This window comes from Pseudomonas sp. SBT1-2, assembly GCF_028640875.1.
Lineage (GTDB): Bacteria > Pseudomonadota > Gammaproteobacteria > Pseudomonadales > Pseudomonadaceae > Aquipseudomonas > Aquipseudomonas chlororaphis_I.
The window spans coordinates 94,072-118,476 of the sequence record NZ_JAQZAA010000107.1; the positions used below are offsets into that span (position 1 = coordinate 94,072).

Annotated in this window: 22 protein-coding genes, 1 pseudogene and 1 riboswitch; of the genes and pseudogenes, 16 read left to right on the forward strand and 7 right to left on the reverse strand. The window is 63.0% G+C overall.

What is annotated here, in order from left to right:
- Positions 1–15: 15 nt before the first annotated feature.
- The 3 genes from PVZ78_RS22940 to PVZ78_RS22950 are packed head-to-tail and all read left to right on the forward strand — an operon-like array spanning position 16 to position 2,940.
- Positions 16–972: a glycosyltransferase family protein gene (locus PVZ78_RS22940; RefSeq protein ID WP_273829309.1), complete on the forward strand. Its 957-nt coding sequence runs from the start codon at positions 16–18 to the stop codon at positions 970–972.
- Positions 973–1,026: 54 nt separating this feature from the next.
- Entirely contained in the window at positions 1,027–1,788 is a 762-nt protein-coding gene (locus tag PVZ78_RS22945) for a hypothetical protein (protein WP_009046656.1), read from the forward strand.
- Between the two features lie 48 nt (positions 1,789–1,836).
- Positions 1,837–2,940, forward strand: coding sequence for a glycosyltransferase (locus PVZ78_RS22950; protein WP_273829310.1), 1,104 nt, complete (start codon positions 1,837–1,839; stop codon positions 2,938–2,940).
- Here PVZ78_RS22950 and PVZ78_RS22955 read toward each other — a convergent pair.
- The gene (locus PVZ78_RS22955) at positions 2,926–3,531 is read right to left on the reverse strand and encodes a hypothetical protein (protein WP_009046658.1); all 606 of its coding nucleotides are present in this window, start codon (positions 3,529–3,531) and stop codon (positions 2,926–2,928) included. The genes PVZ78_RS22950 and PVZ78_RS22955 overlap by 15 nt on opposite strands.
- A 107-nt stretch (positions 3,532–3,638) precedes the next feature.
- Here PVZ78_RS22955 and PVZ78_RS22960 point away from each other — a divergent pair, with 107 nt between their 5' ends.
- From PVZ78_RS22960 to hldE, 5 genes are all read left to right on the forward strand, one after another.
- Positions 3,639–4,811 carry an O-antigen ligase family protein gene (locus PVZ78_RS22960; RefSeq protein ID WP_009046659.1) on the forward strand — a complete coding sequence of 391 codons (1,173 nt, stop codon included), beginning with the start codon at positions 3,639–3,641 and terminating at the stop codon, positions 4,809–4,811.
- 15 nt (positions 4,812–4,826) lie between these two features.
- Entirely contained in the window at positions 4,827–6,635 is a 1,809-nt protein-coding gene (gene msbA / locus PVZ78_RS22965; RefSeq protein ID WP_016704490.1) for a lipid A export permease/ATP-binding protein MsbA, read from the forward strand.
- Positions 6,636–6,822: 187 nt separating this feature from the next.
- The gene (locus tag PVZ78_RS22970; RefSeq protein WP_257371433.1) at positions 6,823–7,527 is read left to right on the forward strand and encodes a sulfotransferase family protein; all 705 of its coding nucleotides are present in this window, start codon (positions 6,823–6,825) and stop codon (positions 7,525–7,527) included.
- The gene (cysC, locus tag PVZ78_RS22975; RefSeq protein WP_273829311.1) at positions 7,520–8,131 is read left to right on the forward strand and encodes an adenylyl-sulfate kinase; all 612 of its coding nucleotides are present in this window, start codon (positions 7,520–7,522) and stop codon (positions 8,129–8,131) included. Before PVZ78_RS22970 ends, cysC begins: the two co-directional genes overlap by 8 nt.
- A gap of 102 nt (positions 8,132–8,233) precedes the next feature.
- On the forward strand, positions 8,234–9,658 hold the full coding sequence (hldE, locus tag PVZ78_RS22980; RefSeq protein ID WP_009046663.1) for a bifunctional D-glycero-beta-D-manno-heptose-7-phosphate kinase/D-glycero-beta-D-manno-heptose 1-phosphate adenylyltransferase HldE: 1,425 nt from the start codon (positions 8,234–8,236) through the stop codon (positions 9,656–9,658).
- Positions 9,659–9,712: 54 nt separating this feature from the next.
- Here hldE and PVZ78_RS22985 read toward each other — a convergent pair whose 3' ends face one another.
- From PVZ78_RS22985 to PVZ78_RS23000, 4 genes are all read right to left on the reverse strand, one after another.
- Entirely contained in the window at positions 9,713–10,684 is a 972-nt protein-coding gene (locus tag PVZ78_RS22985) for a metal ABC transporter ATPase (protein WP_273829312.1), read from the reverse strand.
- A gap of 41 nt (positions 10,685–10,725) precedes the next feature.
- Positions 10,726–11,538, reverse strand: a complete 813-nt coding sequence (locus PVZ78_RS22990) for an aldo/keto reductase (RefSeq protein WP_038630445.1) — start codon at positions 11,536–11,538, stop codon at positions 10,726–10,728.
- Complete coding sequence (locus PVZ78_RS22995; RefSeq protein WP_273829313.1) at positions 11,535–12,710, reverse strand: NAD(P)/FAD-dependent oxidoreductase; 1,176 nt, start codon at positions 12,708–12,710, stop codon at positions 11,535–11,537. Before PVZ78_RS22995 ends, PVZ78_RS22990 begins: the two co-directional genes overlap by 4 nt.
- Before the next feature lie 109 nt (positions 12,711–12,819).
- Complete coding sequence (locus PVZ78_RS23000) at positions 12,820–13,152, reverse strand: DMT family transporter (protein WP_007921448.1); 333 nt, start codon at positions 13,150–13,152, stop codon at positions 12,820–12,822.
- Between the two features lie 109 nt (positions 13,153–13,261).
- Here PVZ78_RS23000 and PVZ78_RS23005 point away from each other — a divergent pair, with 109 nt between their 5' ends.
- Complete coding sequence (locus tag PVZ78_RS23005) at positions 13,262–14,146, forward strand: LysR family transcriptional regulator (RefSeq protein ID WP_162096366.1); 885 nt, start codon at positions 13,262–13,264, stop codon at positions 14,144–14,146.
- A 23-nt stretch (positions 14,147–14,169) separates the two neighbouring features.
- Complete coding sequence (waaA, locus tag PVZ78_RS23010; protein WP_273829314.1) at positions 14,170–15,441, forward strand: lipid IV(A) 3-deoxy-D-manno-octulosonic acid transferase; 1,272 nt, start codon at positions 14,170–14,172, stop codon at positions 15,439–15,441.
- Positions 15,442–15,548: 107 nt separating this feature from the next.
- Here the strand turns inward: waaA and PVZ78_RS23015 are convergent, their stop codons facing one another.
- A complete protein-coding gene (locus PVZ78_RS23015; RefSeq protein WP_009046669.1) occupies positions 15,549–16,988 on the reverse strand; it encodes a TolC family outer membrane protein in 1,440 nt (479 codons plus the stop codon).
- Positions 16,989–17,184: 196 nt separating this feature from the next.
- Positions 17,185–17,289: riboswitch (TPP riboswitch) on the forward strand.
- A 175-nt stretch (positions 17,290–17,464) separates the two neighbouring features.
- Between PVZ78_RS23015 and thiC the strand changes: the two genes are divergently transcribed.
- Both thiC and cytX read left to right on the forward strand, forming a co-directional pair.
- On the forward strand, positions 17,465–19,354 hold the full coding sequence (gene thiC, locus PVZ78_RS23020) for a phosphomethylpyrimidine synthase ThiC (RefSeq protein WP_081362852.1): 1,890 nt from the start codon (positions 17,465–17,467) through the stop codon (positions 19,352–19,354).
- Between the two features lie 102 nt (positions 19,355–19,456).
- Positions 19,457–20,732 (forward strand): annotated as a pseudogene (cytX, locus tag PVZ78_RS23025) (putative hydroxymethylpyrimidine transporter CytX).
- Here cytX and PVZ78_RS23030 read toward each other — a convergent pair.
- Positions 20,701–21,447, reverse strand: coding sequence for an RsiV family protein (locus tag PVZ78_RS23030; RefSeq protein WP_028683742.1), 747 nt, complete (start codon positions 21,445–21,447; stop codon positions 20,701–20,703). The pseudogene cytX and the gene PVZ78_RS23030 overlap by 32 nt on opposite strands.
- Before the next feature lie 223 nt (positions 21,448–21,670).
- On the opposite strand from PVZ78_RS23030, the gene PVZ78_RS23035 reads away from it, so the two are divergent.
- The 4 genes from PVZ78_RS23035 to PVZ78_RS23050 all read left to right on the forward strand — a co-directional run bounded on the left by PVZ78_RS23035 (position 21,671) and on the right by PVZ78_RS23050 (position 24,371).
- Positions 21,671–22,288 carry an NUDIX domain-containing protein gene (locus PVZ78_RS23035; protein ID WP_009046673.1) on the forward strand — a complete coding sequence of 206 codons (618 nt, stop codon included), beginning with the start codon at positions 21,671–21,673 and terminating at the stop codon, positions 22,286–22,288.
- A complete protein-coding gene (locus PVZ78_RS23040; protein WP_007921426.1) occupies positions 22,279–22,731 on the forward strand; it encodes a DUF1249 domain-containing protein in 453 nt (150 codons plus the stop codon). Before PVZ78_RS23035 ends, PVZ78_RS23040 begins: the two co-directional genes overlap by 10 nt.
- A 99-nt stretch (positions 22,732–22,830) precedes the next feature.
- Positions 22,831–23,646: a 3',5'-cyclic-AMP phosphodiesterase gene (cpdA, locus tag PVZ78_RS23045; RefSeq protein WP_009046674.1), complete on the forward strand. Its 816-nt coding sequence runs from the start codon at positions 22,831–22,833 to the stop codon at positions 23,644–23,646.
- A 116-nt stretch (positions 23,647–23,762) separates the two neighbouring features.
- Positions 23,763–24,371, forward strand: coding sequence for a YqiA/YcfP family alpha/beta fold hydrolase (locus PVZ78_RS23050; RefSeq protein WP_053268091.1), 609 nt, complete (start codon positions 23,763–23,765; stop codon positions 24,369–24,371).
- The last annotated feature ends 34 nt before the right edge of the window (positions 24,372–24,405 follow it).

Here is a 24,405-nt window from a genome sequence, read left to right on the forward strand (position 1 = left end):
GCTGCAAGGAAGATGATGAAGGTTCTATTTCTGGTGCAGAAAGAACAGCGGGCCATTCTGGACCGCCTGTACGAAGGCGTTGCCGCTCATTGCGAATGCGACCTGCGGTGGTTGAGCAGCGATGAGCAGCGCAACCTGCGTGGCTATTTCCGCCGTGAGGTGGAAGTATCGCGCTACGACCGTATCGTGTTCTTCCTGCGTTTCAAGCAGGAAATCCGCCAGGCGAGTTTCATCCGCAGCATTCCCAATCTGGTGATCCTCGAGCACGACGCCTACCAGAACTACATCCCTTGCAAGTACACCGGCAAGTTCAGCGCGCACTACCGCCGCCTGCCGTGGGCACGGGTGATCAGCTCGGGGTTCATGGTCAGCGAGCGCTTGCGCCAGGAAGGTTTCGACGCGATATTCGTGCCCAAGGGCTACGACCAGACCCTGCTGCAGGATCAGGGCCGCGAGCGGGATATCGAACTGGCATTCGTCGGCAGCACCAACAGCGTGGCCTACAGCGGGCGCAAGGCGCTGCTCGACGAACTTGGCCAGGTCGAGCCCCTGGTGGTGACGCGGACCAAGTCGGGCGAAGAGTATTGCGACACCCTCAACCGTATCCGCTTTTTCGTCAGTGCCGACGTCGGCATGGGCGAATACATGATCAAGAATTTCGAGGCCATGGCCTGTGGCTGTGTGTTGCTGGCATTCGACCAGGGTGAGGCGGAAAACCGCGCGCTGGGCTTGCAGGACCTGCACAACGTGGTCTTTTATCAGAACATCCCGCAATTGCAGGAAAAACTCGCCATGCTGCGCGCCGATCCGGCCCTGGCGCAGAGCATCGCGCGAAACGGCCGCGATCTGGCGGTCTCTCAGTTCAGCTTCGCCCGTATCGGGCAGCGTATTGTCGAGGAACTCCAGCCCGCATTGCGGCCTCGTGCACCCTTGAGCCTTATCGAGCGCGTACGCTCGAAGCTGGGTGTTTGACAGCGATCACTGAGCCCTTAATAGTGATCGCACTTTGTCGTAGGTGAGAATCAAGTGCAGTTTAGTCAAGAGAGTGACATCACCCTGGTGGTCACCAGTTGCGGTCGTCTGGACCTGCTCAAGCTCACGCTGGAGAGTTTCGATCGCTTCAACAGCGCGCCGATCCGCGAAGTCTTCATCACTGAAGATGCTGGCGACGAGCGGGTGCGCACGGCGGTGCCCGCCCATTGGAAAGATCACTGTACCTTCTTCGTCAACCGGCCGAAGCTCGGGCAATTGGCGTCGATCGACCTGGCCTACGAGCAGGTCAAGACCCCCTATATCTTCCATTGCGAAGACGATTGGGAGTTCTATCGCCCGGGTTTTGTCGAGGATTCGAAAGCGATTCTCGAGCAGCGCCCGGACATCCTGCAGGTCTGGTTGCGCAGTTATGCCCACGACCTGCGAGTCCATAGTCCCTACATCCACTTGGGTGCCCGCGAGTTGATCGGTGGTGTGCCTTGTTATCCGCTGATCTCCGATAAACCCGAGTGGCAGAGCTTCTCCCTGAACCCGGGCTTGCGCCGGATGGCAGAGTATCGACTGTGCGCGCCTTTCGCCGGGCACGGAGGCGAGAAAGCGCTGTCCAAGCGCTATGCTGAGCTGAACCTGACGGCTGTCAGCCTGGAAGGCGACGCGGTGCTGCATACAGGCTTCGGTCTGCATGTGGAGACTGCCGCCGAGCGGCAGCGTAAGGCTCGGCGCAGTCGTCGCGAGCAAATCAAGCTTGTTCTAGTCCTGTTGGTTGGAGTCGGTATTGGCTGGTTTATCAATTAGTTCTACCGGTTTCACTTTTCCGAATACCGCGAAAGGGCTATGTGCCCAATGAGCATTCTCAACGTCATGTGGGCAGGCGGCAGTGCATTTGCCTCCGTTCACAAGGTTCACCAGCAGATCCTCTCTCAGGCCGAGCCAGGCACTGTGGTCAAGACCTGGCTGCTGCAAGGCTCGTCCACCGGATGCGTTGCCGAAGTGGGGGAATGTCGGGAGTGGAACCTGTCGTCGGTGCGCCTGAAGGGCAAGCATTTCTGGCGCTTGCTCAAACCCTGGCTGCGGGCCCGCTTTCGCAAGGCTCTGCAGGAGACTGATGCCCAGGTGCTGTTGCTCGATGGCCTGGGGGTGGCGCGTACCTTGTTGCCGGTCCTCAAGTCATTGCCGCACATGCGTGCGGTGGTGGTGATCCACGGCTCCACGCGCTTGCACCGCAAGGATCAGCAGCTGTTCCGGCAGTTCCCCGCCTCGCAGCTGACGCTCGCGGCCGTTTCGCAGACCCTGGCGTCTTCCCTCGAATACGATTTGCAGATGCCAGTGACGGCCTTGCGCAGCGCGTTCGACCCGCAGGAGTTCAATGCAAGGCTGCTGCCGCGTGCCGAGGCCCGGGCCACCCTCGGCCTGCCCGTGGACGATGTTCCGGTATTCGGCGCGGTCGGCCGTCTGGTGGACGATAAAGGTTTTGCTTGCCTGCTGGAGGCTTTCGCCAAGGCCTTGGCGAGCCGGCCGGAGATGCGTCTGGTGATTATCGGCGAGGGCTCGAATCGCACAGCGCTCGAGGCCCGCATCAACCAGCTGGGCCTGCAGGACAGGGTTTCGCTGCCTGGACATCTGAAGCATGCGGCGATGCTTTACAAGGCATTCGACTGGGTGGCCATCCCGTCGCTGGACGAGGGCCTGGGGTTGATCCTGCAGGAAGCCGTGATGTCCGGTGTGCCGGTATTGACCAGCGATTTGCCAGTGTTCCGTGAGCAGTTGGCTGAAACCGGGCGTTATGCGCCGGTGAATGATACCGACGCCTGGCAGGAGGCCATTTTTCAGGCCCTCGGCCTGCCCGCCCAGAGCATCGCGGCGGATCAGTACGCTGCTCTGGCCCCCGACCTGGCCTGGCAGCGCTTCAGCCAGGCCGCTACCTCCCTGTTGTCATGCCGAAAGTAGGGCCTGTTCCAGCGCTTGTATCGGAAAGCTCCCGTTCAGCTTCTCCCGGGCAATATAACGGGCGAAATGTTGCAGGTTGCGTTTGACCAGATGGCGCGGCAATGGTCCGCGGAAAAAACGCATGTCGGCCACATCGATCAGGCCGAAGCGGTTATCCGGGGTGATGACGATGTTGCCCAGGTGCAGCGAGCGAAAGTAGATCCCCGAGTTGTGCAGGCTGCGAATCAGCTCGACCAGGGCCGGCAAGGTCTGTTGCCAGTCGAAGCCTTCCTTGCTGGCGACCTGACGCAGGGTTTCGCCTGGCAGCGGTCGGTAGAGCACCGCGGTCATGCCGGGTTGTTCCAGGCGGTAGAAGTCCAGAACCTGCAGCGTGGGAACGCCGAGTTGTTCCAGGCGCGCGGCGTTGTCGATGAAGCGCCTCGAATAGGGCCGAAACAGGGCGGATGAAAAAAGACGCTTGCGCCGAAACAGTTTCAGAATATTCCCATCCTGCAGCAGGTAGACTTTCGGGCCGTAACTGTCGGCCTCCAGAATTCTGGCGCCTTCAATCATCTGATTCAAAGTGGCTTGGGGAAGCCGGGAGCATTGCATCGTAGGAAGCCTTGTCGAAGTGGCGGGCACAGTGGCGGGCAATGATGCCGAAAAGTTGCTGTTTTAACCATGCCGGGTTGGTTGGTGAACCATTTAGGAGCGAGTAGATGCAGGCCACACGTTGGGCGCAAGTATGGATGACAATCGGGTTGCTATGGTTTTTGCTGGCCATCGCACTGGCGCCCACCAACAAGCTCTACCAACAGGGGCTGGTGGCCTTTTTGTGGTTGCCGGCGATGATTCTGGCCTGGCCCGCGCGTCAACGCCTGGTTGAATGGTGGCATGCCCAACGCTGGCTTGGCCTGGCGTTGCTGGGGTTGGCGGTATGGGGGCTGGTCAGCCTGCTATGGACGCAGGCGGCGGACCCATCGCGTGAGGCCAAGCGCCTGCTGTACATCGTAGTGTTCCTGCTGTTCTTCCCGGTTTTCGCCAATGCCCGGACTGAGCGGGTGATTCGCGTCATGCAGTGGGGCGGACTGGGGCTGGCGGTGACGGCGCTGATGGCCATCATCCAGTTCTACTGGATCAATGGAAATGTCTGGTGGGCACGCCTTGTGGGATTGGGTGAGCTGGCGCATCCGATCCTGGGTGGTTATGTCATCGGCCTGGCCGCCATCTGGCTGCTGCACTGGGTGCCGCGTACTCGCGCCCTTCAAGCAGTGTGGCTGGTGGCGTTGGCGGTGCTCGGTGGGTTTGTCGTGCTCTGCCAGAGCCGCGGTGCTGCCCTGGCCCTGTTCCTGACCGTGCTGGCGATGCCGATCTGGTGCCGTGACCGACTCAGCCGAATTTTCGCGGCGGCAGCATTGCTGCTGGCAATGTCGGCGTTCTGGTTTCTCGAGCCTTTGGTCCTGGCGCGTGGCGTTTCCTTTCGCCCGCAGATCCTGATGGCCAGCCTGCAGATGATCGCCGAACATCCATGGACAGGCCTCGGCCTGGGTTCAGGCTATAGCGTGCATGCCGAAGGGCAGGCTTTCGATCATGCCCATAACCTGTTCAGCCACATTGCCATCGAACTGGGGATCCCCGGGCTCTTGCTCTGGGTCGTGGCCTGGTTTGCAGCGCTGCGCGAAGCCTGGCGCGCCCGTGAAACGCTCTATGGCCGGGGCGTCATCGGCATCTGGCTGTTCTCCTTCCTGGCCATGCAGTTCGATGCCGCCAGCCTGACCGGAACCCCTCGCGCCGAATGGTTCATCAGTTGGCTGCCGATCGGTCTGGCTACTGTTTTGGTCTGGGCGCGGGGCAGTCACACAGGCTGTGATAAAATCCCGCGTTCCTCCTAAACAGTGAGCTCGACGATGAGTGACGCACCGCGTAAAGCGGAACAGGACTCCAGCCTGAAAATCTATTTTCGGCTGTTGGGGTATGTAAAACCCTACATTGGCATTTTCCTGCTGAGTATCGTGGGCTTCGTGATATTTGCCTCCACCCAGCCGATGCTGGCGGGCATTCTCAAATATTTCGTCGACGGCTTGAGCAACCCCGAAGCGGTGCTCTTCCCCAACGTTCCCTATCTGCGCGACTTGCAGCTATTGATGGCGGTGCCGCTGCTGATCATCCTGATCGCGGCCTGGCAGGGGCTCGGCTCCTTCCTCGGCAACTACTACCTGGCGAAGGTTTCCCTGGGGTTGGTGCATGACCTGCGGGTCGAGCTGTTCAACAAGCTGCTGGTGCTGCCGAACCGCTACTTCGACACCCACAACTCCGGGCATCTGATTTCCCGCATCACCTTCAACGTCACCATGGTCACCGGTGCCGCCACCGACGCCATCAAGGTGGTGATTCGTGAAGGCCTGACGGTGGTGTTCCTGTTCGTCTACCTGTTGTGGATGAACTGGAAGCTGACCCTGGTGATGCTGGCGATCCTGCCGTTGATTGCGGTCATGGTCGGCAGCACCAGCAAGAAATTCCGCAAGCAGAGCAAGAAGATCCAGGTGGCGATGGGCGATGTGACCCACGTGGCCTCCGAGACCATTCAAGGCTATCGCGTGGTTCGCAGCTTCGGTGGCGAAAGCTACGAGCAGCAGCGTTTCGTCGACGCCAGCCAGAGCAACACCGACAAGCAGCTGCGCATGACCAAGACCGGTGCGGTCTACACGCCGATGCTGCAGTTGGTGATCTACTCCGCCATGGCGGTGCTGATGTTCCTGGTGCTGTTCCTGCGTGGCGATGCCACCGCGGGCGACCTGGTGGCCTACATCACCGCGGCGGGCCTGCTGCCCAAGCCGATTCGCCAGCTCTCGGAAGTCAGTTCGACCATCCAGAAAGGCGTGGCGGGCGCGGAAAGCATCTTCGAACAGCTGGACGTCGAGCCTGAGGTCGATCGGGGCCAGGTCGAGCGTGAGCGCATCGAGGGTCGCCTGGACGTGCGCAACCTGAGCTTCACCTATCCGGGCACCGACCGTGAAGTGCTGAAGGACATCAGTTTCTCCGCGGCTCCCGGGCAGATGATCGCGCTGGTCGGCCGCTCCGGCAGCGGCAAGTCGACCCTGGCCAGCCTGATTCCACGCTTCTATCACCATGAGACGGGGCAGATTCTCCTCGATGATGTGGAGATCGAGGATTACCGTCTGCGCAACCTGCGCCGGCATGTGGCCCAGGTGACCCAGCATGTGACCCTGTTCAACGACAGCGTGGCCGCCAACATTGCTTATGGCGATCTGGCCGGGGCGCCGCGGGAAGATATCGAGAAGGCGGCGGCGGATGCCTATGCCATGGATTTCATTTCGCAGCTGCCCGAAGGCCTGGACACCCAGGTCGGCGAGAACGGCGTGCTGCTCTCCGGCGGTCAGCGCCAGCGTCTGGCAATTGCCCGGGCCCTGTTGAAAAATGCGCCGTTGCTGATTCTCGACGAAGCCACCTCGGCCCTGGATACCGAGTCCGAGCGGCATATCCAGGCGGCCCTGGACAAGGTGATGAAGGGGCGCACCACCCTGGTGATCGCACACCGCCTGTCGACCATCGAGAAGGCCGACCTGATTCTGGTCATGGACCAGGGGCGGATCGTCGAGCGCGGCACCCATGTCGACCTGCTGGCGCAGAACGGCTACTACTCGCGCCTGCATGCCATGGGCCTGGACGAGCCTGCGTCCGAAGGCATTGCCTGACCGAGCTTCAGGGTGGGCACTGCCCATCCTGGAACGACCCCGGCGTGCAATGCGCCGGCCGGTCTTTGTATCCCGCCCCTTACAGTCTTGACCAAGCCTAAATAATTCCGCGTCTCGTGCTTGTTATGGTTCCAGCCTCAATCGTCGACTGAATCGAGGGGGCCAACCCCGTCGCGCGGGTACTGGAATGCTGCAACGTTATCTGTGGAAGTTATTGCCCAAGTCGCAACGGGCCTTCTTGCTTGGGCGCCTGTCTGTGGTGGACCGGCAGGTGGTGAACAAGGTCATGTCCGCCAACGTCCGTTTTCCGGAGCCGTTCCGTCAGCACGGTTGTGTGTTCATCCATGTGCCCAAGTGCGCGGGCAGCAGCCTGTGTTCGGCATTGTTCGATGGCTGGACGCCAGGCCACCTGCCTCTGTACTGGTACGAGCAACAGTTTCCCCAGCAGTTCGCCGGCAGCTTCAAGTTCGCCGTGGTCCGCGATCCCCTGGAACGAGCCTATTCGGCCTATGCCTTCCTGCGTGGCAACGAACTCAGTCGCCGCGACCAGGCCGCCCAGCGGCTGGTCAGCCACTATCGCGATTTCGACGATTTTGTCGGACGCTGGCTGCACCCGGAAAATATCCACAAGCAACTGCACTTCGCCCCGCAGACCGACTTCCTGGTGGATTCCATGGGGCGCCTGAACATGGACTTCATCGGCTATCAGGAGCACCTGCAGCGCGACTATCAGTTGCTCAGCGAGCACCTGGGCGTGAGCAGGTCCCTGCCGCACCTCAACGAATCGCGGCAGCGGCACCAGGCGCCTGCCCGGGAGTTCTGCTCGGTACGCACCCGGCGGCTGGTGCGTCGAGCCTACCAGCGCGACTACGAGATGCTCGGCTATGAATGAACCCCTGCCGGCGCATTGCCCGCGACCGGATATCCGCCCCTGCAGCCTGTCCCTGACCGCTGCCGAGCGGGCGGCGCTCAAGCAGCAGCGTCCGTGTTGCATCTGGCTGACCGGTTTGTCCGGCGCCGGCAAGTCGACCCTGGCCAACCTGCTGGAACTGCGCCTGAACGGGCAGGGCCTGCACACCTTTGTCCTTGATGGCGATAACGTGCGTGGCGGCCTGTGTCGTGACCTGGGCATGGGCGCCGAGGCACGCAAGGAAAACATCCGGCGCCTGGCCGAGGTGGCGAGGTTGATGGTGGAGGCGGGGCTGATCGTGATCGTCTCGGCAATTTCACCGTTTCGCGCGGAGCGCGCCGCTGCCCGGGCCTTGTTCGCGGCAGACGAATTTCTCGAGGTGTACGTGAGTACATCCTTCGCTGTCTGTGCCCAACGCGACCCCAAGGGCCTGTATCAGGCGGCGAGTGAAGGGCGTATCCAGGACTTCACCGGGCTCGACAGCCCCTACGAAGCGCCGCTTTATCCCGACTGCGAGATCGATACCGAAACGGTCGGGCTGGCCTGTGCGACAGACCGGCTCATGGCGCTTTTGCTCAATAAATGAACAGTTTGCGGCGATCGCGAATACTCGTGCAGCGGTAGAACTAGGCAGCGTTCACCCTGTGTTAATATCGCGCCCCTGTTCATTTTGTATGTGGGTTGCTCCATGAAGTTGTCCATGCCGCGATTCGATCAAGCCCCTGTCTTGGTGGTCGGCGATGTCATGCTCGACCGTTACTGGCATGGTGGTACCTCACGGATTTCCCCTGAGGCGCCGGTACCGGTAGTCAAGGTCGAGCAAATCGAGGACCGCCCGGGCGGTGCCGCGAACGTTGCCTTGAACATTGCCGCGCTCGGCGCACCGGCCTCGCTGGTCGGCGTCACCGGTGACGACGAGGCTGCCGACAGTCTCTCCAACAGTCTTGAAGGGGCGGGCGTCCGCGCCTTGTTCCAGCGCATTGCCCATCAGCCGACCATCGTCAAGCTGCGGGTCATGAGTCGGCACCAGCAATTGCTGCGTATCGATTTCGAAGAACCTTTCGCCACCGACGCCCTGGCATTGGGCGCTGAAGTCGACCAGTTGCTGGACGGCATCAAGGTGCTGGTGTTGTCCGACTACGGCAAGGGTGCCCTGAAGAACCATCAGGCGTTGATCCAGGCCGCGCGTGCCCGTGGCATCCCGGTGTTGGCGGACCCGAAAGGCAAGGACTTTTCGATTTACCGCGGCGCCAGCCTGATCACCCCAAACCTCAGCGAGTTCGAAACCATAGTCGGCGGCTGCGTCGACGAGCACGACCTGGTCAGCAAAGGCGCGAAGCTGATGCACGACCTGGAGCTGGGTGCCTTGCTGGTGACTCGTGGCGAGCACGGCATGACCCTGCTGCGTCCCGATCACCCGGCGCTGCACCTGCCAGCCCGGGCCCGTGAAGTGTTCGATGTGACCGGTGCCGGCGATACGGTGATTTCCACCCTGGCGGCGGCAATCGCGGCGGGCGAAGAGCTGCCGCACGCGGTGGCCCTGGCCAACCTGGCTGCCGGCATCGTGGTCGGCAAGCTGGGTACCGCGGCCATCAGCGCACCGGAACTGCGTCGCGCGATCCAGCGTGAAGAAGGTTCCGAGCGTGGTGTGCTGAGCCTCGACCAGCTGCTGCTGGCGATCGACGATGCGCGTGCGCACAAAGAGAAGATCGTCTTCACCAACGGCTGCTTCGATATCCTCCATGCCGGGCATGTGACCTACCTCGAACAGGCGCGGGCCCAAGGCGATCGCCTGATCGTGGCGATCAACGACGATGCCTCGGTCAGCCGCCTGAAAGGCCCTGGTCGTCCGATCAACAGCGTCGACCGGCGCATGGCGGTACTGGCCGGCCTGGGCGCGGTGGATTGGGTCATCAGCTTTCCCGAGGGCACGCCGGAAAACCTGCTGGCCCAGGTCAAGCCGGATGTGCTGGTCAAAGGCGGGGATTACTCGGTCGACCAGGTGGTCGGCGCCGATATCGTCAAGGCTTATGGCGGCACAGTGAAGGTGCTGGGGCTGGTGGAGAACAGTTCCACCACGGCCATAGTCGAGAAGATCCGCAAGACCGAATAAGGCTTGCTACCAAGCCGCCGACTCCTGCGAAAGTTGGAGTGGGCGGATTGGCAATCAACGTTGCCGGCTGGCCTTGGCCGGGACGATCTTGCGCAATATCTGCCGTGCCTTGCCGGTAAGGCGCTGGAGCTTGGAGTCCTTCTCCGGCGCGCTCAATCCCTGCAGCTTCAGCCAGTCTTTCCAGCGAATCCGCTCGTCACGCACCAGCCAGCCCTGCTGCTGGGCGAAGCTTTCGGCCAGATACAGGCCGCGGGTACTCGCCGGGTGCAACTGATCCTTCTTCAACGTATAGAGCTCGGCGCACGGCTGCCCGTCCTTGAGCGGCATCAGGTACAGGTCCGGGCGCTTGCGGTCCAGGCGCGCCACCAGTTGATCGCCTTCCAGGCGTTCGTCGACATGGAACAGGCTCAGGGACTTGGCTTCTTTCGGCACGTCCAGGCGCAGGTCATAAATCAGCTGCAGCGACGCGGTGGGCAGGTGCACATAAGCTCGCGGCCGTTCCAGCAGATGCAGGTTGGCGCAACGTACCGGGCGTGCCGCGCCCGACAGCGGCGTCAGGCGAAAGGGCAGGGCTTCGCGATAATGCAGGGCCGCCGAGTAGGGCGCTGGTAGCCAGGTATCGTTGAAGCGTCCGCTGAGCCAGCCTTCCGGGGTTTCCAGCAGGCATTCCTCGGCGATTTCCTGGATGGCGGTATGCAGCGGCAGGTTCAGTTCATGGGCCGGGACGTAGCCGGAAATCAGCTTGAGCACCACATCGCCGCGGTCCTGTCGGCGCTGGCGGACCAGCACCCAATAGTCGCGATTCTGCCAATGCAGGGTCAGGCGGACCGAGACGCCGAGGTTGGCCAGCTCCAGGGCGAAGCGTTCGGCGTCGGCCACCGTGACCGGACGCCGCCGCTGCAGGGTCTGCGCAAAGTTCAGCGGCATGCCGACGCTCTGGTAGCTGAGGCCTTCGGGCGTCGCTTCGACGAACAGCGGCAGGGTCTTGAAGTTGCTGGGGTTCTTTCTTATGAGCGTACGCGGCATGTCGGCTCCTTCTTGCGTCGGGGTCGGCCGCGTGGGCGGCATCAGTTTTTGCGCAACACCTGCGCGACAGTGGCGACATTATGGGCCAGGTGCAACGGATTGATGGTCCCGACAATAGCACTGGCGACGCCCGGTTGATCGAACAGCAGTTCGAAGCTGGCGCGAACCGGGTCGATCCCCGGGCTCAGGCACACATGGCCACTGGCCAGGGCTTTTTTCACCAGAATGCCCTTGCCGTGGGCTGCGGCGTAATCGATGACGGCTCTCTCGTTCTGTTCGTTCAGATTGTAGGTGACCATGGCGCAGTCGCCTTGTTCCAGGGCCTTCAGACCCCCTTCGACGGTTTTCCCGGAGAAGCCGAAGCCACGGATCTTGCCTTCCTGCTTGAGTTCGGCCAGCGTCTGGTACACCTCGCACTGCTCGAGGATGTGCAGATCATTGCCGTCGGAATGCACCAGCACCAGGTCGATGAAGTCGGTTTCCAGGCGCTGCAGGCTGCGCTCCACCGACAGGCGGGTATGCGCGGCGCTGAAGTCGTGGCGCGACAGGCCGTTTTCGAACTCTTCGCCGACCTTGCTGACAATCACCCAGTCCTGGCGTTGCCCGCGCAACAGCGGGCCCAGGCGCTCCTCGCTGCGACCATAGGCCGGCGCGGTATCGATCAGGTTGATGCCCAGGTCGCGGGTCAGTTTGAGCAGCATGCGGGCTTCGCTGTCATCCGGAATCTGGAAGCCGCTGGGGTATTTCACCCCTTGGTCGCGCCCGAGTTTCACGGTGCCCAGGCCTAGTGGGGAGACCAGCAGCCCGGTGTTGCCGAAGGGGCGATGCAGGTCGTGCAGGGTCGCTTGGCTCATGGCAGCAGTTGCTCCCAGGCCGGTTGGGCGATGGCGGGTTTCGGCAGCTCCGGCAACGGGGTTGCGGGGCCTGGCTTGATGCCGTCGCGCTCGAGGGCGGCGAACACCCGGTCGGCGAAATCCGGGGCCAGGGCCAGCTTGGTCGGCCAGCCGACCAGCAGGCGGTCCTGCTCGGCGAGGAAGGCGTTGTCCGGGCGAGTCAGGCCCGATTGTGCGGGTTCGGCCCGATCCACTCGCAGGGTGGCCCATTGCGCCTGGCTGAGGTCGACCCATGGCAACAGGTTGCTGAGTTCTTTCTGGGCAGCGGCAATCTGCGCCGCCGGTTCGCGTGCCACGCCTTCGGCTTCGGCGATATCGCCGCCGAGGTACCAGACCCATTGGCCGTCGGCCGCCGGGTGGGTGGTCACGGTGATGCGCGGTTTTGGCCCGCCGCCCAGGCAGTGGGCGTACAGCGGTTTCAGGCTCGGGCCTTTGACGATCACCATGTGCAGCGGCCGGCGTTGCATGGCTGGCTGGCTCAGGCCGAGGCTGCTCAGCAGTTCGGCATTGCCGGCACCGGCGCTGAGGACGATGCGTTGCGCGCGGATTTCCCGGTCATCGACCCGCAGGCCCAGCAATTGCCCGTTTTCCAGCACGGGCGCGATCTTCTGCCCGGCCAGCAGGCTGTCGCCACCCAGTTCGGCCAGGCGCCCGATCAGGCTCGGCACGTCCACCACCAGTTCGGCCAGGCGATAGACCTTGCCCTTGAAACGACGGTCCTGCAGGGCCGGCGGCAACTGGTCGCCCTTGACCTGATCGACGCGGCCACGCACGGCCTTGCTGGCGAAAAAGCTGGTGAGGTTGCCGGCCAGGGTGCCGGGGGACCACAGATAATGGGCCTCGGACAGCAGGCGCACGCCGGACAGGTCCAGCTCGCCGTTGCCGGCCAGGGCCTCGCGCCAGCGGCGCGGCATGTCGGAGATGGCTTCCGAGGCGCCGGTCAGGGCGCCGTGCAGGGCATATTTGGCGCCGCCGTGAATGATTCCCTGAGACTTGACGCTTTGTCCGCCGCCGAGGCTGGCGCTCTCCACCAGCACAGTGGAAAAGCCCTGGCGACGCAGGCGGGCGTTCAGCCAGAGGCCGGCGACTCCGGCGCCGACAATCAGCACGTCGGTGGAAATAACGGATGGCATGCAGCGACCTCGGAGAACAAATCGAAGGCGCAAGTTTCAAGCCTCAAGCTTCAAGCTGCAAGCGTGACGCTCTCTTGCCGCTTGAAGCTTGCCGCTTGCCGCTGCTTTTTTAATGCCCGGCAGTCTTCGAAAACAGCTGGATCACCACCACGCCCAGGACGATCAGGGCCATGCCGAGCATCGCCGGGATATCCAGTTTCTGCCCGTAGAGAAACAGCGCGGCCACGCTGACCATGACAATGCCCATGCCGGCCCAGACCGCGTAAGCCACGCCCACCGGCACGGTGCGCACCACCAGGGTCAGCATCCAGAAGGCCACGCCGTAACCGACGATGATCAGCAGCAGCGGCAGGGGAGTGCTCAGGCCTTTGACCGCTTTCATCGAAACAGTGGCGATCACTTCGGCGCAGATGGCGATGGCCAGGTAGGTGTAAGCGTTCATGGGAGAGTCCTCGTGTTTGGGCTTGCTTGATGAGGTCGGCATTCTAGAGATTGTGCAGATGGGGTAAAGTCATTACCTATCTGTTTTGAAGATGGGTTGGCTCATGAATGTGCAGTGGAATCTGGAGCAGATGCGGCTGTTCGTCAGCGTCGCCGAGCAGCGTTCGTTTTCCGCGGTGGCCCGTGACCAACACAAGGCGCAATCGGCGGTCAGCAGCGCGATTGCGCTGCTCGAGGCCGATCTCGGCGTGCTCTTGTTCGAGCGCAGCAGCGGTCGCCAGCCCAAACTCACCGAGGCGGGGCGTGCCTTGCTCGCGGAGGCGCGGGAAGTGCTGCGCCAGTGCGAGCGCTTGAACGGGCGGGCGCTGGCGTTGATGCGGGGTGAGGAGGCGCGCTTGCGGCTGGCGCTGGACGAGGCGATGCCTTTCCAGCCGGTGCTCGATAGCCTTGAGGCGTTGTCCGAGCGCTTCCCCAGTCTTGAGGTCCAGCTGGCCAGCAGCGCCCAGGGTGACGTGGCGCGCAAACTGCTGGAGCGTCGGGCCGACCTCGGTTTGCTGTTCCACCATGAGCAGATGTCCGAGGCCCTTGAGCGACGGGCCCTGGGCAGCGTCGAGATGGTCACGGTGTGCGCGGTCGGGCATCCGTTGGCTGGGGAGAAGCAGGTGGACCGTCAGCAACTGGGGCGTCATCGGCAGTTGCTGATTTCCCCGCAGTTGAGCACTTACCCCAGTGGCGAGCAGCTCAGCCCGCAAGTCTGGCGCGCCGACAGCTTCTACGCGATGGCCGAGCTGTTGATGCGCGGCCTGGGCTGGGCCTGGCTGCCAAGGCATGTGGTGCAGTACCCGGCCTACCAGAACCAGATGGTCGAGTTGGCCAGCGAGTGGACCCCGCCGGCGCTGGTGGTGGAACTGGTCTGGCGTCGCGATGAACCCTTGGGGCCGGCGGCGCATTGGCTGGCGGAGCGTTTTGCCGTGCACTTGCGGGCGATTGGCTGAAAAAGCCGATAAACTCCGCCGCCATGAATAGAACTCTCTACACCGCGCTGTTTTACCTGGGGCTGCCATTGGTGGCGATTCGTCTGTGGCTGCGGGCGCGCAAGGCGCCGGCCTATGCCAGGCGGGTTGGCGAACGTTTTTCCTGGGGCCTGCCGGCGATGCAGCCAGGCGGTATCTGGGTGCACGCGGTGTCGGTGGGCGAGAGCATCGCTGCCGCTCCGATGATCCGTGCCTTGCTGGCGCGTTATCCACAGCTGCCGATCACGGTCACCTGCATGACCCCCACTGGCTCGGAACGTATCCAGGCGTTGTTCGCCAACGAGCCACGCATCCAGCACTGCTACCTGCCCTACGACCTGCCTTGCGCCGCCGCGCGTTTCCTCGATCGGGTCCGGCCGAAGCTGGCGGTGATCATGGAAACCGAGTTGTGGCCCAATCACATTCACCAGTGCGCCAAGCGCGGCATTCCCGTGGCGCTGGCCAACGGGCGGTTGTCGGAGCGCTCGGCCCGAGGTTATGGCCGGTTCAACAAACTGACCGCGCCCATGCTCGCGGAAATGAGCCTGTTCGCGGTGCAGACCGAAGCCGAGGCCGAGCGTTTTCGCCAACTGGGCGCGCGACCGGAAACGGTCGAGGTGACGGGCTCGATCAAGTTCGACCTGAGCATCGACCCGCAACTGCTGGAGCGCGCCAGCGAGCTGCGCGAGCAATGGCAAGCCGGCGAGCGCCCGGTGTGGATCGCCGCCAGTACCCATGAGGGCGAAGACGCCGTGGTGCTGGACGCCCATCGCCAACTGCTGGCCAGCCACCCGGATGCCTTGCTGATTCTGGTGCCGCGTCATCCGGAGCGGTTCAATTCGGTGTTCGAGCTATGCCGGCAGCAGGGCTTCGCGACTATTCGCCGCTCCAGCGCCGAGCCGGTCAGCGCCAGCACCTCGGTGCTGCTGGGCGACACCATGGGCGAGCTGCTGTTTCTTTATGCCCTGGCGGACAGCGCTTTTGTCGGCGGCAGCCTGGTGCCCAATGGCGGCCACAACCTGCTGGAGCCGGCGGCCCTGGCCAAGCCGGTGCTGAGCGGGCCGCACCTGTTCAACTTCCTGGAGATCGCGACAATGCTGCGCGAGGCGGGCGCCCTGCAGGAAGTGGACGATGCCCATGGCCTGGCGGTGGCGGTGCAGCGCCTGTTCGAGTTGCCCCGGGATGCGCAGAAGATGGCCGATGCCGGGCTGCGGGTGATGCGCAGCAATCAGGGCGCCCTGCAGCGCTTGCTCGACGGCCTGGGCCGTTTGCTGTAGCCGCTGCCGCAGGCTGCGATCGACCGGAACGGTCGTAAAAAAGCCACCGCCATTCAATTGAATGGCGGTGGCTTTTTTGTTTGCCCTACAGCTATGAGGCTACAGGCTTATTGACCCGGCCGGGCCTTGAGCTGTTCCGCCGCAGCCTTGGCCAGGTCCGGCGGCAGGAAGTCGCGGTCCGGGTTGTAGTCGGCTTTCAGGTAGCGCGACAGGTCCTGCAGGTCGCCCGGGTTGAGGGTGCCGGCGGCTTGCTTGAGGCGCAGGTTGTCGAGGATGTAGTCGTAGCGGCTGTTGTTGTAGTTGCGCACCGAGGTGTACAGCTGGCGCTGGGCATCGAGCACGTCGACGATATTGCGCGTACCGACCTGATAACCGATTTCCGTGGCTTCCACGGCGCTCTGGTTGGAGATGATCGACTGGCGCCGGGCCTGGACCTGCTCGACATCGGTGTTCACCGCGCGGTGCAGGTTGCGGGTGTTTTCCACCACCTGGCGGCGCAGGGCCTCACGGCGTTGCTCGCTCTGGCTCAGGCGCGAGTAGGACTCGCGGACCTGGGAGCTGGTCAGGCCGCCGCTGTAGATCGGAATGCTCAGTTGCAGGCCGATGCTGCGTTGTTCGACGTCACTGCCGTAACGCTGGCCCAGTGGGGCCGGGTTGCTGAAGCCGAGGGCGTCGTTGTCGCCTTTCTTGTACTGCGCCACCGCGTCGAGGGTCGGGGCGTGGCCGGCCTTGCGCTGCTTGAGGGTTTCCTCGGCGGCGCTGACCGCGTAGTTGCTGGCCAGCAGGTTGAGGTTCTGCTTGGCCGCGGTATCGACCCAGGCCTTGGCGTCATTCGGGGTCGGCGCCAGCACCGGCAGGCTGTGGACGATGCCCTGGATCGAGTTGTACTGACGGTTGGTCAGGGTGATCAGGGCTTCGAACGCGTCATCCACCTGGCGCTGGGCGAGGATCCGGTTGGCCCGCGCGGTGTCGTAGCTGGCCTGGGATTGCAGGACGTCGGTCTTGTCCGACAGGCCGACGTCGAAACGCTCGTTGGACTGGTCCAACTGACGCTTGAAGGCGGCTTCCTCGGCCTTGGTCGAGGCCAGGTTGTCCTGGGCGCGCAGCACCGAGAAATAACTCTCGGCGCTTTGCAGGATCAGGTTCTGTTCGGTGGCCGAGAGCTCCAGCGCGGCTTGCTCGTTGACGTCCTTGGCCGCTTGCAGCTGGAACCAGCGGTCGGCGCGGAAAATCGGCTGGGCCAGGGTCGCCTGGTACACGGTGCCGCTGCGGGTGGCGGTCATCGACGGTTCGTCGAACTTGGTCCGGGTGTTGTTCAGGTCGGCACCGGCCGAGAGGTTGGGCAGCAAACCGGCGCGAGCCTGCGGTACCACTTCCTTGCGTGCGTCGTAATCGGCGCGGGCGGCGGCGAGGTCGGCGTTGTTGTCCACTGCTTCCTGGTAAACGCTGACCAGGTCGGTTTTCGTGGTCAAGGGCGCTTCTGCTGCCCAGGCCATTCCATTGGACGCACAAGACACGGCGATGGCCAGTGAGAGTTTGCGCAGCATTCGGCGATCCCTAGAGTTGATATTACGAGGATAATTCTGGCGCCAAGGCTAAGTCTCGGCCTGTGCAGCGTCAAGGTTCGACGCAACCCAGCGAGTGTAGATGCGCCTGCGCAGGGCAACAATCCTGCATTTACGCCATTCATCACGCTGCTTGCCGTGGTGTTGGCGTTCTGTGCCGGCTTTGTCTAGACTGGCCGGGTTCTTGTCGGGGTGCCTTGCTATGAGGCTGAGATCGGATAATCCGGATCCCGTTGAACCTGATCAGGTTAGCGCCTGCGTAGGGAACAAGATTTCTCGTCACCCGGCGAGTCCTCTTGTGCTTCGTCCGGGATGTTGTTCGACAATCGAACACCCCTCGAGCACCAAGCACTGCACCAGCTGGTTTTCGCCCCTGGCTCCAGCTATGGCTGCGTCCGTTCGTTACAGGTTCGCTCCGACAAAAATCCACTGCCTGGATGCTGTCTGGAGAGCCTGTGATGACTACAAAATTAAAAAACGCTACGCACCTGAGTGAATCGGCCAAGGTCGATGAGCAGTCGGTTCAGCCCTTTACCCGCTCGCAAAAAATCTATGTCCAGGGTTCGCGCCCGGACATCCGCGTGCCGATGCGCGAAATCAGCCTCGACGTGACCCCCACCGACTTCGGCGGCGAGATCAACGCGCCGGTCACCGTCTATGACACCTCCGGCCCGTACACCGACCCCAACGTGGTGATCGACGTGCGCAAAGGCCTGGGCGATGTACGCTCGGCCTGGATCGACGACCGTGGCGACACCGAGCGCCTGTCCGGCCTGAGCTCCAACTTCGGCCAGCAGCGCCTCGCCGACCCCGAGCTGACCAAGCTGCGCTTCGCCCACGTCAACAACCCGCGCCGCGCCAAGGCCGGGGCCAACGTCAGCCAGATGCACTATGCGCGCAAGGGCATCATCACCGCCGAGATGGAATACGTCGCCATCCGCGAAAACATGAAGCTGCAAGAGGCTCGCGCCGCGGGTCTGCTCGATCAGCAGCACGCCGGCCACAGCTTCGGCGCCAGCATCCCGAAAGAAATCACCCCCGAGTTCGTCCGTGAGGAAATCGCTCGCGGTCGCGCGATCATTCCGGCCAACATCAACCACGTCGAACTGGAACCGATGATCATCGGCCGCAACTTCCTGGTGAAGATCAACGGCAACATCGGCAACAGCGCCCTGGGTTCGTCCATCGAAGAAGAAGTGGCGAAGCTGACCTGGGGCATCCGCTGGGGTTCGGACACCGTCATGGACCTGTCCACGGGCAAGCACATCCACGAAACCCGCGAGTGGATCATCCGCAACTCGCCGGTGCCGATCGGTACCGTGCCGATCTACCAGGCGCTGGAGAAGGTCAACGGCGTGGCCGAAGACCTGACCTGGGAGCTGTTCCGCGACACCCTGATCGAGCAGGCGGAGCAGGGCGTCGACTACTTCACCATCCACGCCGGTGTGCTGCTGCGTTATGTGCCGCTGACCGCCAAGCGCGTGACCGGCATCGTCTCCCGCGGCGGTTCGATCATGGCCAAGTGGTGTCTGGCGCACCACAAGGAAAACTTCCTCTACACCCACTTCGACGAAATCTGCGAAATCATGAAGGCCTACGACGTCAGCTTCTCGCTGGGCGACGGCCTGCGTCCGGGCTCGATCGCCGACGCCAACGACGAAGCGCAGTTCGGCGAACTGGAGACCCTCGGCGAGCTGACCAAGATCGCCTGGAAGCATGACGTGCAGTGCATGATCGAAGGTCCGGGCCACGTGCCGATGCAACTGATCAAAGAGAACATGGACAAGCAGCTGGAATGCTGCGACGAGGCGCCGTTCTACACCCTCGGCCCGCTGACCACCGACATCGCGCCGGGCTACGACCACATCACCTCCGGTATCGGCGCGGCGATGATCGGCTGGTTCGGCTGCGCCATGCTCTGCTACGTGACGCCGAAGGAGCACCTGGGCCTGCCGAACAAGGATGACGTGAAGACCGGGATCATCACCTACAAGATCGCCGCGCATGCCGCCGACCTTGCCAAGGGCCACCCGGGCGCGCAGATCCGTGACAACGCACTGTCCAAGGCGCGCTTCGAGTTCCGCTGGGAAGACCAGTTCAACCTCGGCCTCGACCCGGACACCGCACGCTCCTACCACGACGAGACCCTGCCCAAGGATTCGGCCAAGGTCGCGCACTTCTGCTCCATGTGCGGGCCGAAGTTCTGCTCGATGAAGATCACCCAGGAGGTCCGCGAGTACGCGGCCAACCAGCGCATCGAGGCGGTGGACGTGGAGGTCGCCAAGGGCCTGGCGGAGCAGGCCGAGCGCTTCAAGCAGGAAGGTAGCCAGTTGTACAAGAAGGTTTAAGCGACAAGTTGCAAGCTTCAAGCTGTAAGTTAAAGGCACAGCGGTCCTGCTTTTTCTTGCAGCTTGAGGCTTGCAGCTAGCGCCCCTTTCCCTCCCCCCGAGATAACCGTCTTGAACACTTATTCACCAGGCACTGCGGTCCCCGCCGACAGGCGTGTATTCGGCGCGCGCGATCTGTTTTCCCTGTGGTTTTCCCTCGGCATCGGCCTGATGGTGTTGCAGACCGGCGCGCTGCTCGCGCCTGGCCTGGGCCTGTCCGGTGCCTTGCTGGCGATCTTTCTCGGCACGGCGGTCGGCGTCTTGCTGCTCGCGGCGGTCGGGGTGATCGGCAGCGATACCGGCCTGTCGTCCATGGCGGCGCTCAAGCTCAGCCTCGGTACCCGCGGCGCGAGCCTGCCGGCGTTGCTCAACCTGTTGCAACTGGTGGGCTGGGGCTCGTTCGAGATCATCGTCATGCGCGATGCCGCCAGCTTGTTGGGTACTCGTGCGTTCAGCGAAGGCAGCCTGCTGGCCAGCCCTTTGCTCTGGACTCTGTTTTTCGGCGCGCTGGCGACCTTGCTCGCGGTCAGCGGGCCGCTGACTTTCGTGCGCAAGGTCCTGCGCAAATGGGGCATCTGGCTGCTGTTGGCGGCTTGCCTGTGGCTGACCTGGAACCTGTTCGCCAAGGCCGATCTGGCCGCGCTCTGGGCCCAGGCCGGCGACGGCTCCATGCCGCTCGGCGTGGGTTTCGATATCGCGATCGCCATGCCGTTGTCGTGGCTGCCGCTGATCGCCGACTACTCAAGGTTCGGCAAGCGTGCGCGCAATGTGTTTGGCGGTACGGCGCTGGGGTTCTTTATCGGCAACCTGTGGCTGATGAGCCTGGGCGTGGCCTACACCCTGGCCTTTGCGCCGAGCGGCGAAGTCAATGCGCTGCTGCTGGCTTTGGCCGGCGCGGGCCTGGGGATTCCTCTGTTGCTGATCCTGCTGGACGAGTCGGAAAACGCCTTTGCCGATATCCATTCGGCCGCGGTCTCCAGCGGCATTCTGCTGCGCCCTGGCCCTGGCCATTGGCGTGCTTTGCACCCTGATCGCCTGCCTGGCGCCGTTGGCCCAGTATCAGAACTTCCTGCTGCTGATTGGCTCGGTGTTCGCGCCGCTGTTCGGCGTGGTGCTGGTGGATCACTTCATCCTGCGCAAGCGCAGTGCCCAGGTATCGTCGGTAGGTTTGCGCTGGCCGGCCTTGCTGGCCTGGCTGGGTGGGGTCAGCACCTACCACCTGCTGGCCAACCTCTATCCGGACATTAGCGCAACCCTGCCGTCACTGGTGCTGGCAGGGCTGCTGCAAGGGCTGCTGGGGCGGGCCTTCAGCTACGGCCAGGAAACAGCTCGGGCTTGAGAATGCCGTTCAGGCGGTTGTAAGGGATCTTCAGTTCGATGTGGCCCAGCGCGTAAGGCGCGATCACCGACACGTTGTACTTGAGGATCACGCCGCCGTAGGTCAGCGCCACGTTCGGGGTTTTCTGGAACGGCCAGCTCTTGATGAACTCTGGCTCCTGGTCCAGCTTGGTGCTGATCAGCCAGCTGTTGTGGGCCACCTGGGCGGCCTTCCAGAACGCGGCTTCCTGGCCCGGGCGCAGCATGTCGGACAGGGTCAGTTCCTTGTGCAGCTCGCGCGAGTAGTTGATGAAGCCGCGGCCGGGCGTGCCGTGGGCGCCGCCGGTGTCCAGGTAGCTGGCCAGTTCGATGATCACCAGGCCGTCATGCTGTTCGCGTACCTTGGCTTGCAGGTACATGCTGTTGCGGCTGTCGGCCTCGCGCAGGAACTTCTCCCGATAGGCGCTCAGTGTTGCTGGCACGGCCTGGTCCGCAGTGGTGCGGGTCATCTGCAGCAGGCGCTTTTCAATCAGCGCATCCAGCTGCGGCTCGTCGGCGAAGTGCACGGTGTCGATGTTCACCAGCGGGCAATCCTGATTGCTGCAGCCGGGCTTGATCTGTTCCGACTTGTCGCTGGTGCTTTGCAGGGGCTTTTGATAGCTGGGTTGGAACAGGCTTTGGCAGGCGCCCAGGGTCAGGGCCAGGCAAGCCACGGAGGCGATTTTAAGAAGCGACATGTGCGTCCTTGATAAACCAGAGGTAGGCAAAAGTTACCGGCTTCGACTGCCTGCGGGGCAATCAGTTCGCCACTAAGCTCAATAGAGGCAATTAGATTAGGTTTGCCCCCTTGCCGTCTATCCCGCTGATGGCAAAGGGGCTGCATCATCGGTCACCGGCGCGTTAGGATGGCGCGATGTCGAGGGGGAGCCTCGGATCTGGCCGCAGGAAACGAGGATTGCTATGACGGACTTTGCCAACACCACGCCGACCACTGTCGATATCGTTCGGCGCGAGAAATGCTTCCAGGGTTTTTATCAGCTCGACCGTGTGCACCTGCGCCACGAGCTGTTTGCCGGTGGCATGGGGCGCGAGATCAGTCGTGAAATCTTTGTGCGTCACGATGCTGTCTGCGTCCTGCCGTACGATCCGCAACGCGATGAAGTGGTCTTGGTCGAGCAGTTTCGCGTCGGCGCCATGGGGAAAACCGCGACCCCCTGGTTGATCGAACTGGTCGCCGGTCTGATCGACAAGGACGAGCAGCCGGAAGAAGTTGCTCACCGCGAAGCGCAGGAGGAAGCTGGACTGACATTCTCCGCGCTGTGGCCGATGACCCAGTATTTCCCGTCGCCGGGGGGCAGTACCGAGTTCGTGCATCTGTACCTGGGGCGTTGCGACAGCAGCGGTGCCGGTGGCCTGCACGGGCTGGTGGAAGAGGCGGAGGATATCCGCGTGTCGGTCTGGGCTTTCGAAGACGCACTGCAGGCGGTAAGGGATGGGCGGATTTCCAACGCGGCGAGCATTATTGCCTTGCAATGGCTGGCTTTGAACCGCGTTGAAGTGAGGGGGTTATGGTCGTAAACAAAGTGCGCGATCGCTACCGGGTCGATCTCGTGGGGCTGCAAGCGTCCTGCGAGGCCAACTATGCCCGGCTGATGCGCCTGTTGCCCGACATGCGCAACCAGCCGGTGGCGCGGAGGATCGCGGTGACCCAGGGCGACCAGATGCTCGGCGTGCTGGCGCTGGAGGTGCTGCTGGCCTGTCCTTACACCACCACCTTGCAGGTGCGCCAGGAACACAGCCTGCCCTGGCTGCCGGTGCCACAGCTGGAAGTGCAGGTCTACCACGACGCGCGCATGGCCGAGGTCATCAGTGCCGAGCACGCCCGGCGCTTTCGTGGCATCTATCCGTATCCGAACGCCTTCATGCACCAGCCGGACGAGAAGGCCCAGCTCAATGTGTTTCTCGGCGAATGGCTGAGCCACTGCCTGGCTTGCGGTCATGAGTTCGAGGCCGTGCGGTAGATGTGAACTGCGTCCGGTTCGCCGGTTTCCTCTTTTGAATTTCCCCCAGCATAATTGCCCCCATTCCTCACTTCCCGTGACACGCCCTGGGAGGCCGCCTTGCCGAGCGTATCCACTCTGACCACCGACGATCCCGTGTTGCTGGTGCAGTTGTCCGACAGCCATCTGTTCGCCGAAGCGGACGGCACGCTGCTGGGCATGAATACCCGCGACAGCCTGCAGCGGGTGATCGAACTGGTGCTGGAGCAGCAACCGCGGATCGACCTGATGCTGGCCACGGGCGACCTGTCCCAGGACGGTACGCTGGAGTCCTATCAGCTGTTTCGTGACATGACCCGGCAGATTCCGGCGCCGGCGCGCTGGATTCCCGGCAACCACGACGAGCCGCGACTCATGGCGCAGGCGGCGACCCAGAGTTCGTTGCTGGCGCCGGTGGTGGACATCGGCAACTGGCGGATCACCCTGCTCGACTCGGCCGTACCGGGTTCGGTACCGGGTTACCTGCAGGACGAACAGTTGCAGTTGCTCGCCAGCGCCCTGAGTGAAGCCCCCGAGCGTCATCACCTGGTGTGCCTGCACCATCACCCGGTCTCCATCGGTTGTGCCTGGATGGAGCCCATCGGGCTGCGCAATCCGCACGCGCTGTTCGCCGTGCTGGAGCGTTTTCCGCAGGCGCGCGCGGTGCTCTGGGGCCATGTGCATCAGGAAATCGACCGTCAGCAGGGATCGCTACGCCTGCTGGCATCGCCCTCGACCTGCATTCAGTTCGAGCCGGGCAGCGAGGATTTCAAGGTCGGCGAAACCGCGCCGGGCTATCGCTGGCTGCGCCTGCTGCCCGATGGGCGCCTGGAAACCGGTGTCGAGCGGGTCACCGGCTTCGATTTCCAGGTTGATTATGGTAGCGACGGCTACTGATTCCGCCCCGGAGCCGCCGTCCGAGGCGGCAGGACAAAGGGATACACCTGAACACAAGTCAAGCGGCGATACACCCTGTAAACTGCGCCTTTTTGCACGATGCAAAGGGAGTGCGCATGTCCGGTTCGATCCTGTATATCCACGGCTTCAACAGCGCGCCGGCGTCGAAGAAAGCCAGCCAGCTGATCGCTGTCATGGAGGCGATCGGCCACGGTGAACAGCTGCGCGTGCCAGCCCTGCATCATCATCCGCGCGAGGCCATTGGCCAGTTGGAGCAGGCGATTGCCGAACTCGGACGGCCGCTGCTGGTCGGCAGCTCTCTCGGCGGCTACTATGCGACTCACCTTGCCGAGCGCCACGGCCTGAAAGCCCTGCTGATCAACCCCGCGGTCAGTCCGCACCGGATGTTCGACGGCTTTCTGGGCACGCAGACCAACCTCTATACCGGGGAAACCTGGGAACTGACCCACGACCACGTGACGGCCCTGGCCGAGCTGGAAGTGCCGGCGCCCCAGGACCCGCAGCGGTTCCAGGTCTGGCTGCAGACAGGTGACGAGACGCTGGACTATCGCAGCGCCCAGCTGTATTACCGAGCCTGTGCCTTGCGCATCCAGGCCGGCGGCGACCATAGTTTCCAGGGTTTTGCCGGACAATTGCCGGCGTTGTTGAATTTTGCCGGCATCGGCCCGGATCAGTACCAGGCGATCGATTTCACCTCGCTGTGAAACCTCGCTTCTATTTCATTGAACGACTAACGAC

Bases quoted from the DNA above. Each gene is read 5' to 3' on its own strand.
- PVZ78_RS22985 (WP_273829312.1), bottom strand. From the start codon at position 10,684: ATGCCGCGTACGCTCATAAGAAAGAACCCCAGCAACTTCAAGACCCTG.
- waaA (WP_273829314.1), top strand. From the start codon at position 14,170: ATGAATAGAACTCTCTACACCGCGCTGTTTTACCTGGGGCTGCCATTG.
- PVZ78_RS23050 (WP_053268091.1), top strand. From the start codon at position 23,763: ATGTCCGGTTCGATCCTGTATATCCACGGCTTCAACAGCGCGCCGGCG.
- PVZ78_RS22955 (WP_009046658.1), bottom strand. From the start codon at position 3,531: ATGCAATGCTCCCGGCTTCCCCAAGCCACTTTGAATCAGATGATTGAA.
- PVZ78_RS22995 (WP_273829313.1), bottom strand. From the start codon at position 12,710: ATGCCATCCGTTATTTCCACCGACGTGCTGATTGTCGGCGCCGGAGTC.
- hldE (WP_009046663.1), top strand. From the start codon at position 8,234: ATGAAGTTGTCCATGCCGCGATTCGATCAAGCCCCTGTCTTGGTGGTC.
- PVZ78_RS23035 (WP_009046673.1), top strand. From the start codon at position 21,671: ATGACGGACTTTGCCAACACCACGCCGACCACTGTCGATATCGTTCGG.
- PVZ78_RS23000 (WP_007921448.1), bottom strand. From the start codon at position 13,152: ATGAACGCTTACACCTACCTGGCCATCGCCATCTGCGCCGAAGTGATC.
- msbA (WP_016704490.1), top strand. From the start codon at position 4,827: ATGAGTGACGCACCGCGTAAAGCGGAACAGGACTCCAGCCTGAAAATC.
- PVZ78_RS22990 (WP_038630445.1), bottom strand. From the start codon at position 11,538: ATGAGCCAAGCGACCCTGCACGACCTGCATCGCCCCTTCGGCAACACC.
- PVZ78_RS22950 (WP_273829310.1), top strand. From the start codon at position 1,837: ATGAGCATTCTCAACGTCATGTGGGCAGGCGGCAGTGCATTTGCCTCC.
- PVZ78_RS22960 (WP_009046659.1), top strand. From the start codon at position 3,639: ATGCAGGCCACACGTTGGGCGCAAGTATGGATGACAATCGGGTTGCTA.
- PVZ78_RS22940 (WP_273829309.1), top strand. From the start codon at position 16: ATGAAGGTTCTATTTCTGGTGCAGAAAGAACAGCGGGCCATTCTGGAC.
- PVZ78_RS23015 (WP_009046669.1), bottom strand. From the start codon at position 16,988: ATGCTGCGCAAACTCTCACTGGCCATCGCCGTGTCTTGTGCGTCCAAT.
- cysC (WP_273829311.1), top strand. From the start codon at position 7,520: ATGAATGAACCCCTGCCGGCGCATTGCCCGCGACCGGATATCCGCCCC.
- PVZ78_RS23040 (WP_007921426.1), top strand. From the start codon at position 22,279: ATGGTCGTAAACAAAGTGCGCGATCGCTACCGGGTCGATCTCGTGGGG.
- PVZ78_RS22970 (WP_257371433.1), top strand. From the start codon at position 6,823: ATGCTGCAACGTTATCTGTGGAAGTTATTGCCCAAGTCGCAACGGGCC.
- PVZ78_RS23030 (WP_028683742.1), bottom strand. From the start codon at position 21,447: ATGTCGCTTCTTAAAATCGCCTCCGTGGCTTGCCTGGCCCTGACCCTG.
- thiC (WP_081362852.1), top strand. From the start codon at position 17,465: ATGACTACAAAATTAAAAAACGCTACGCACCTGAGTGAATCGGCCAAG.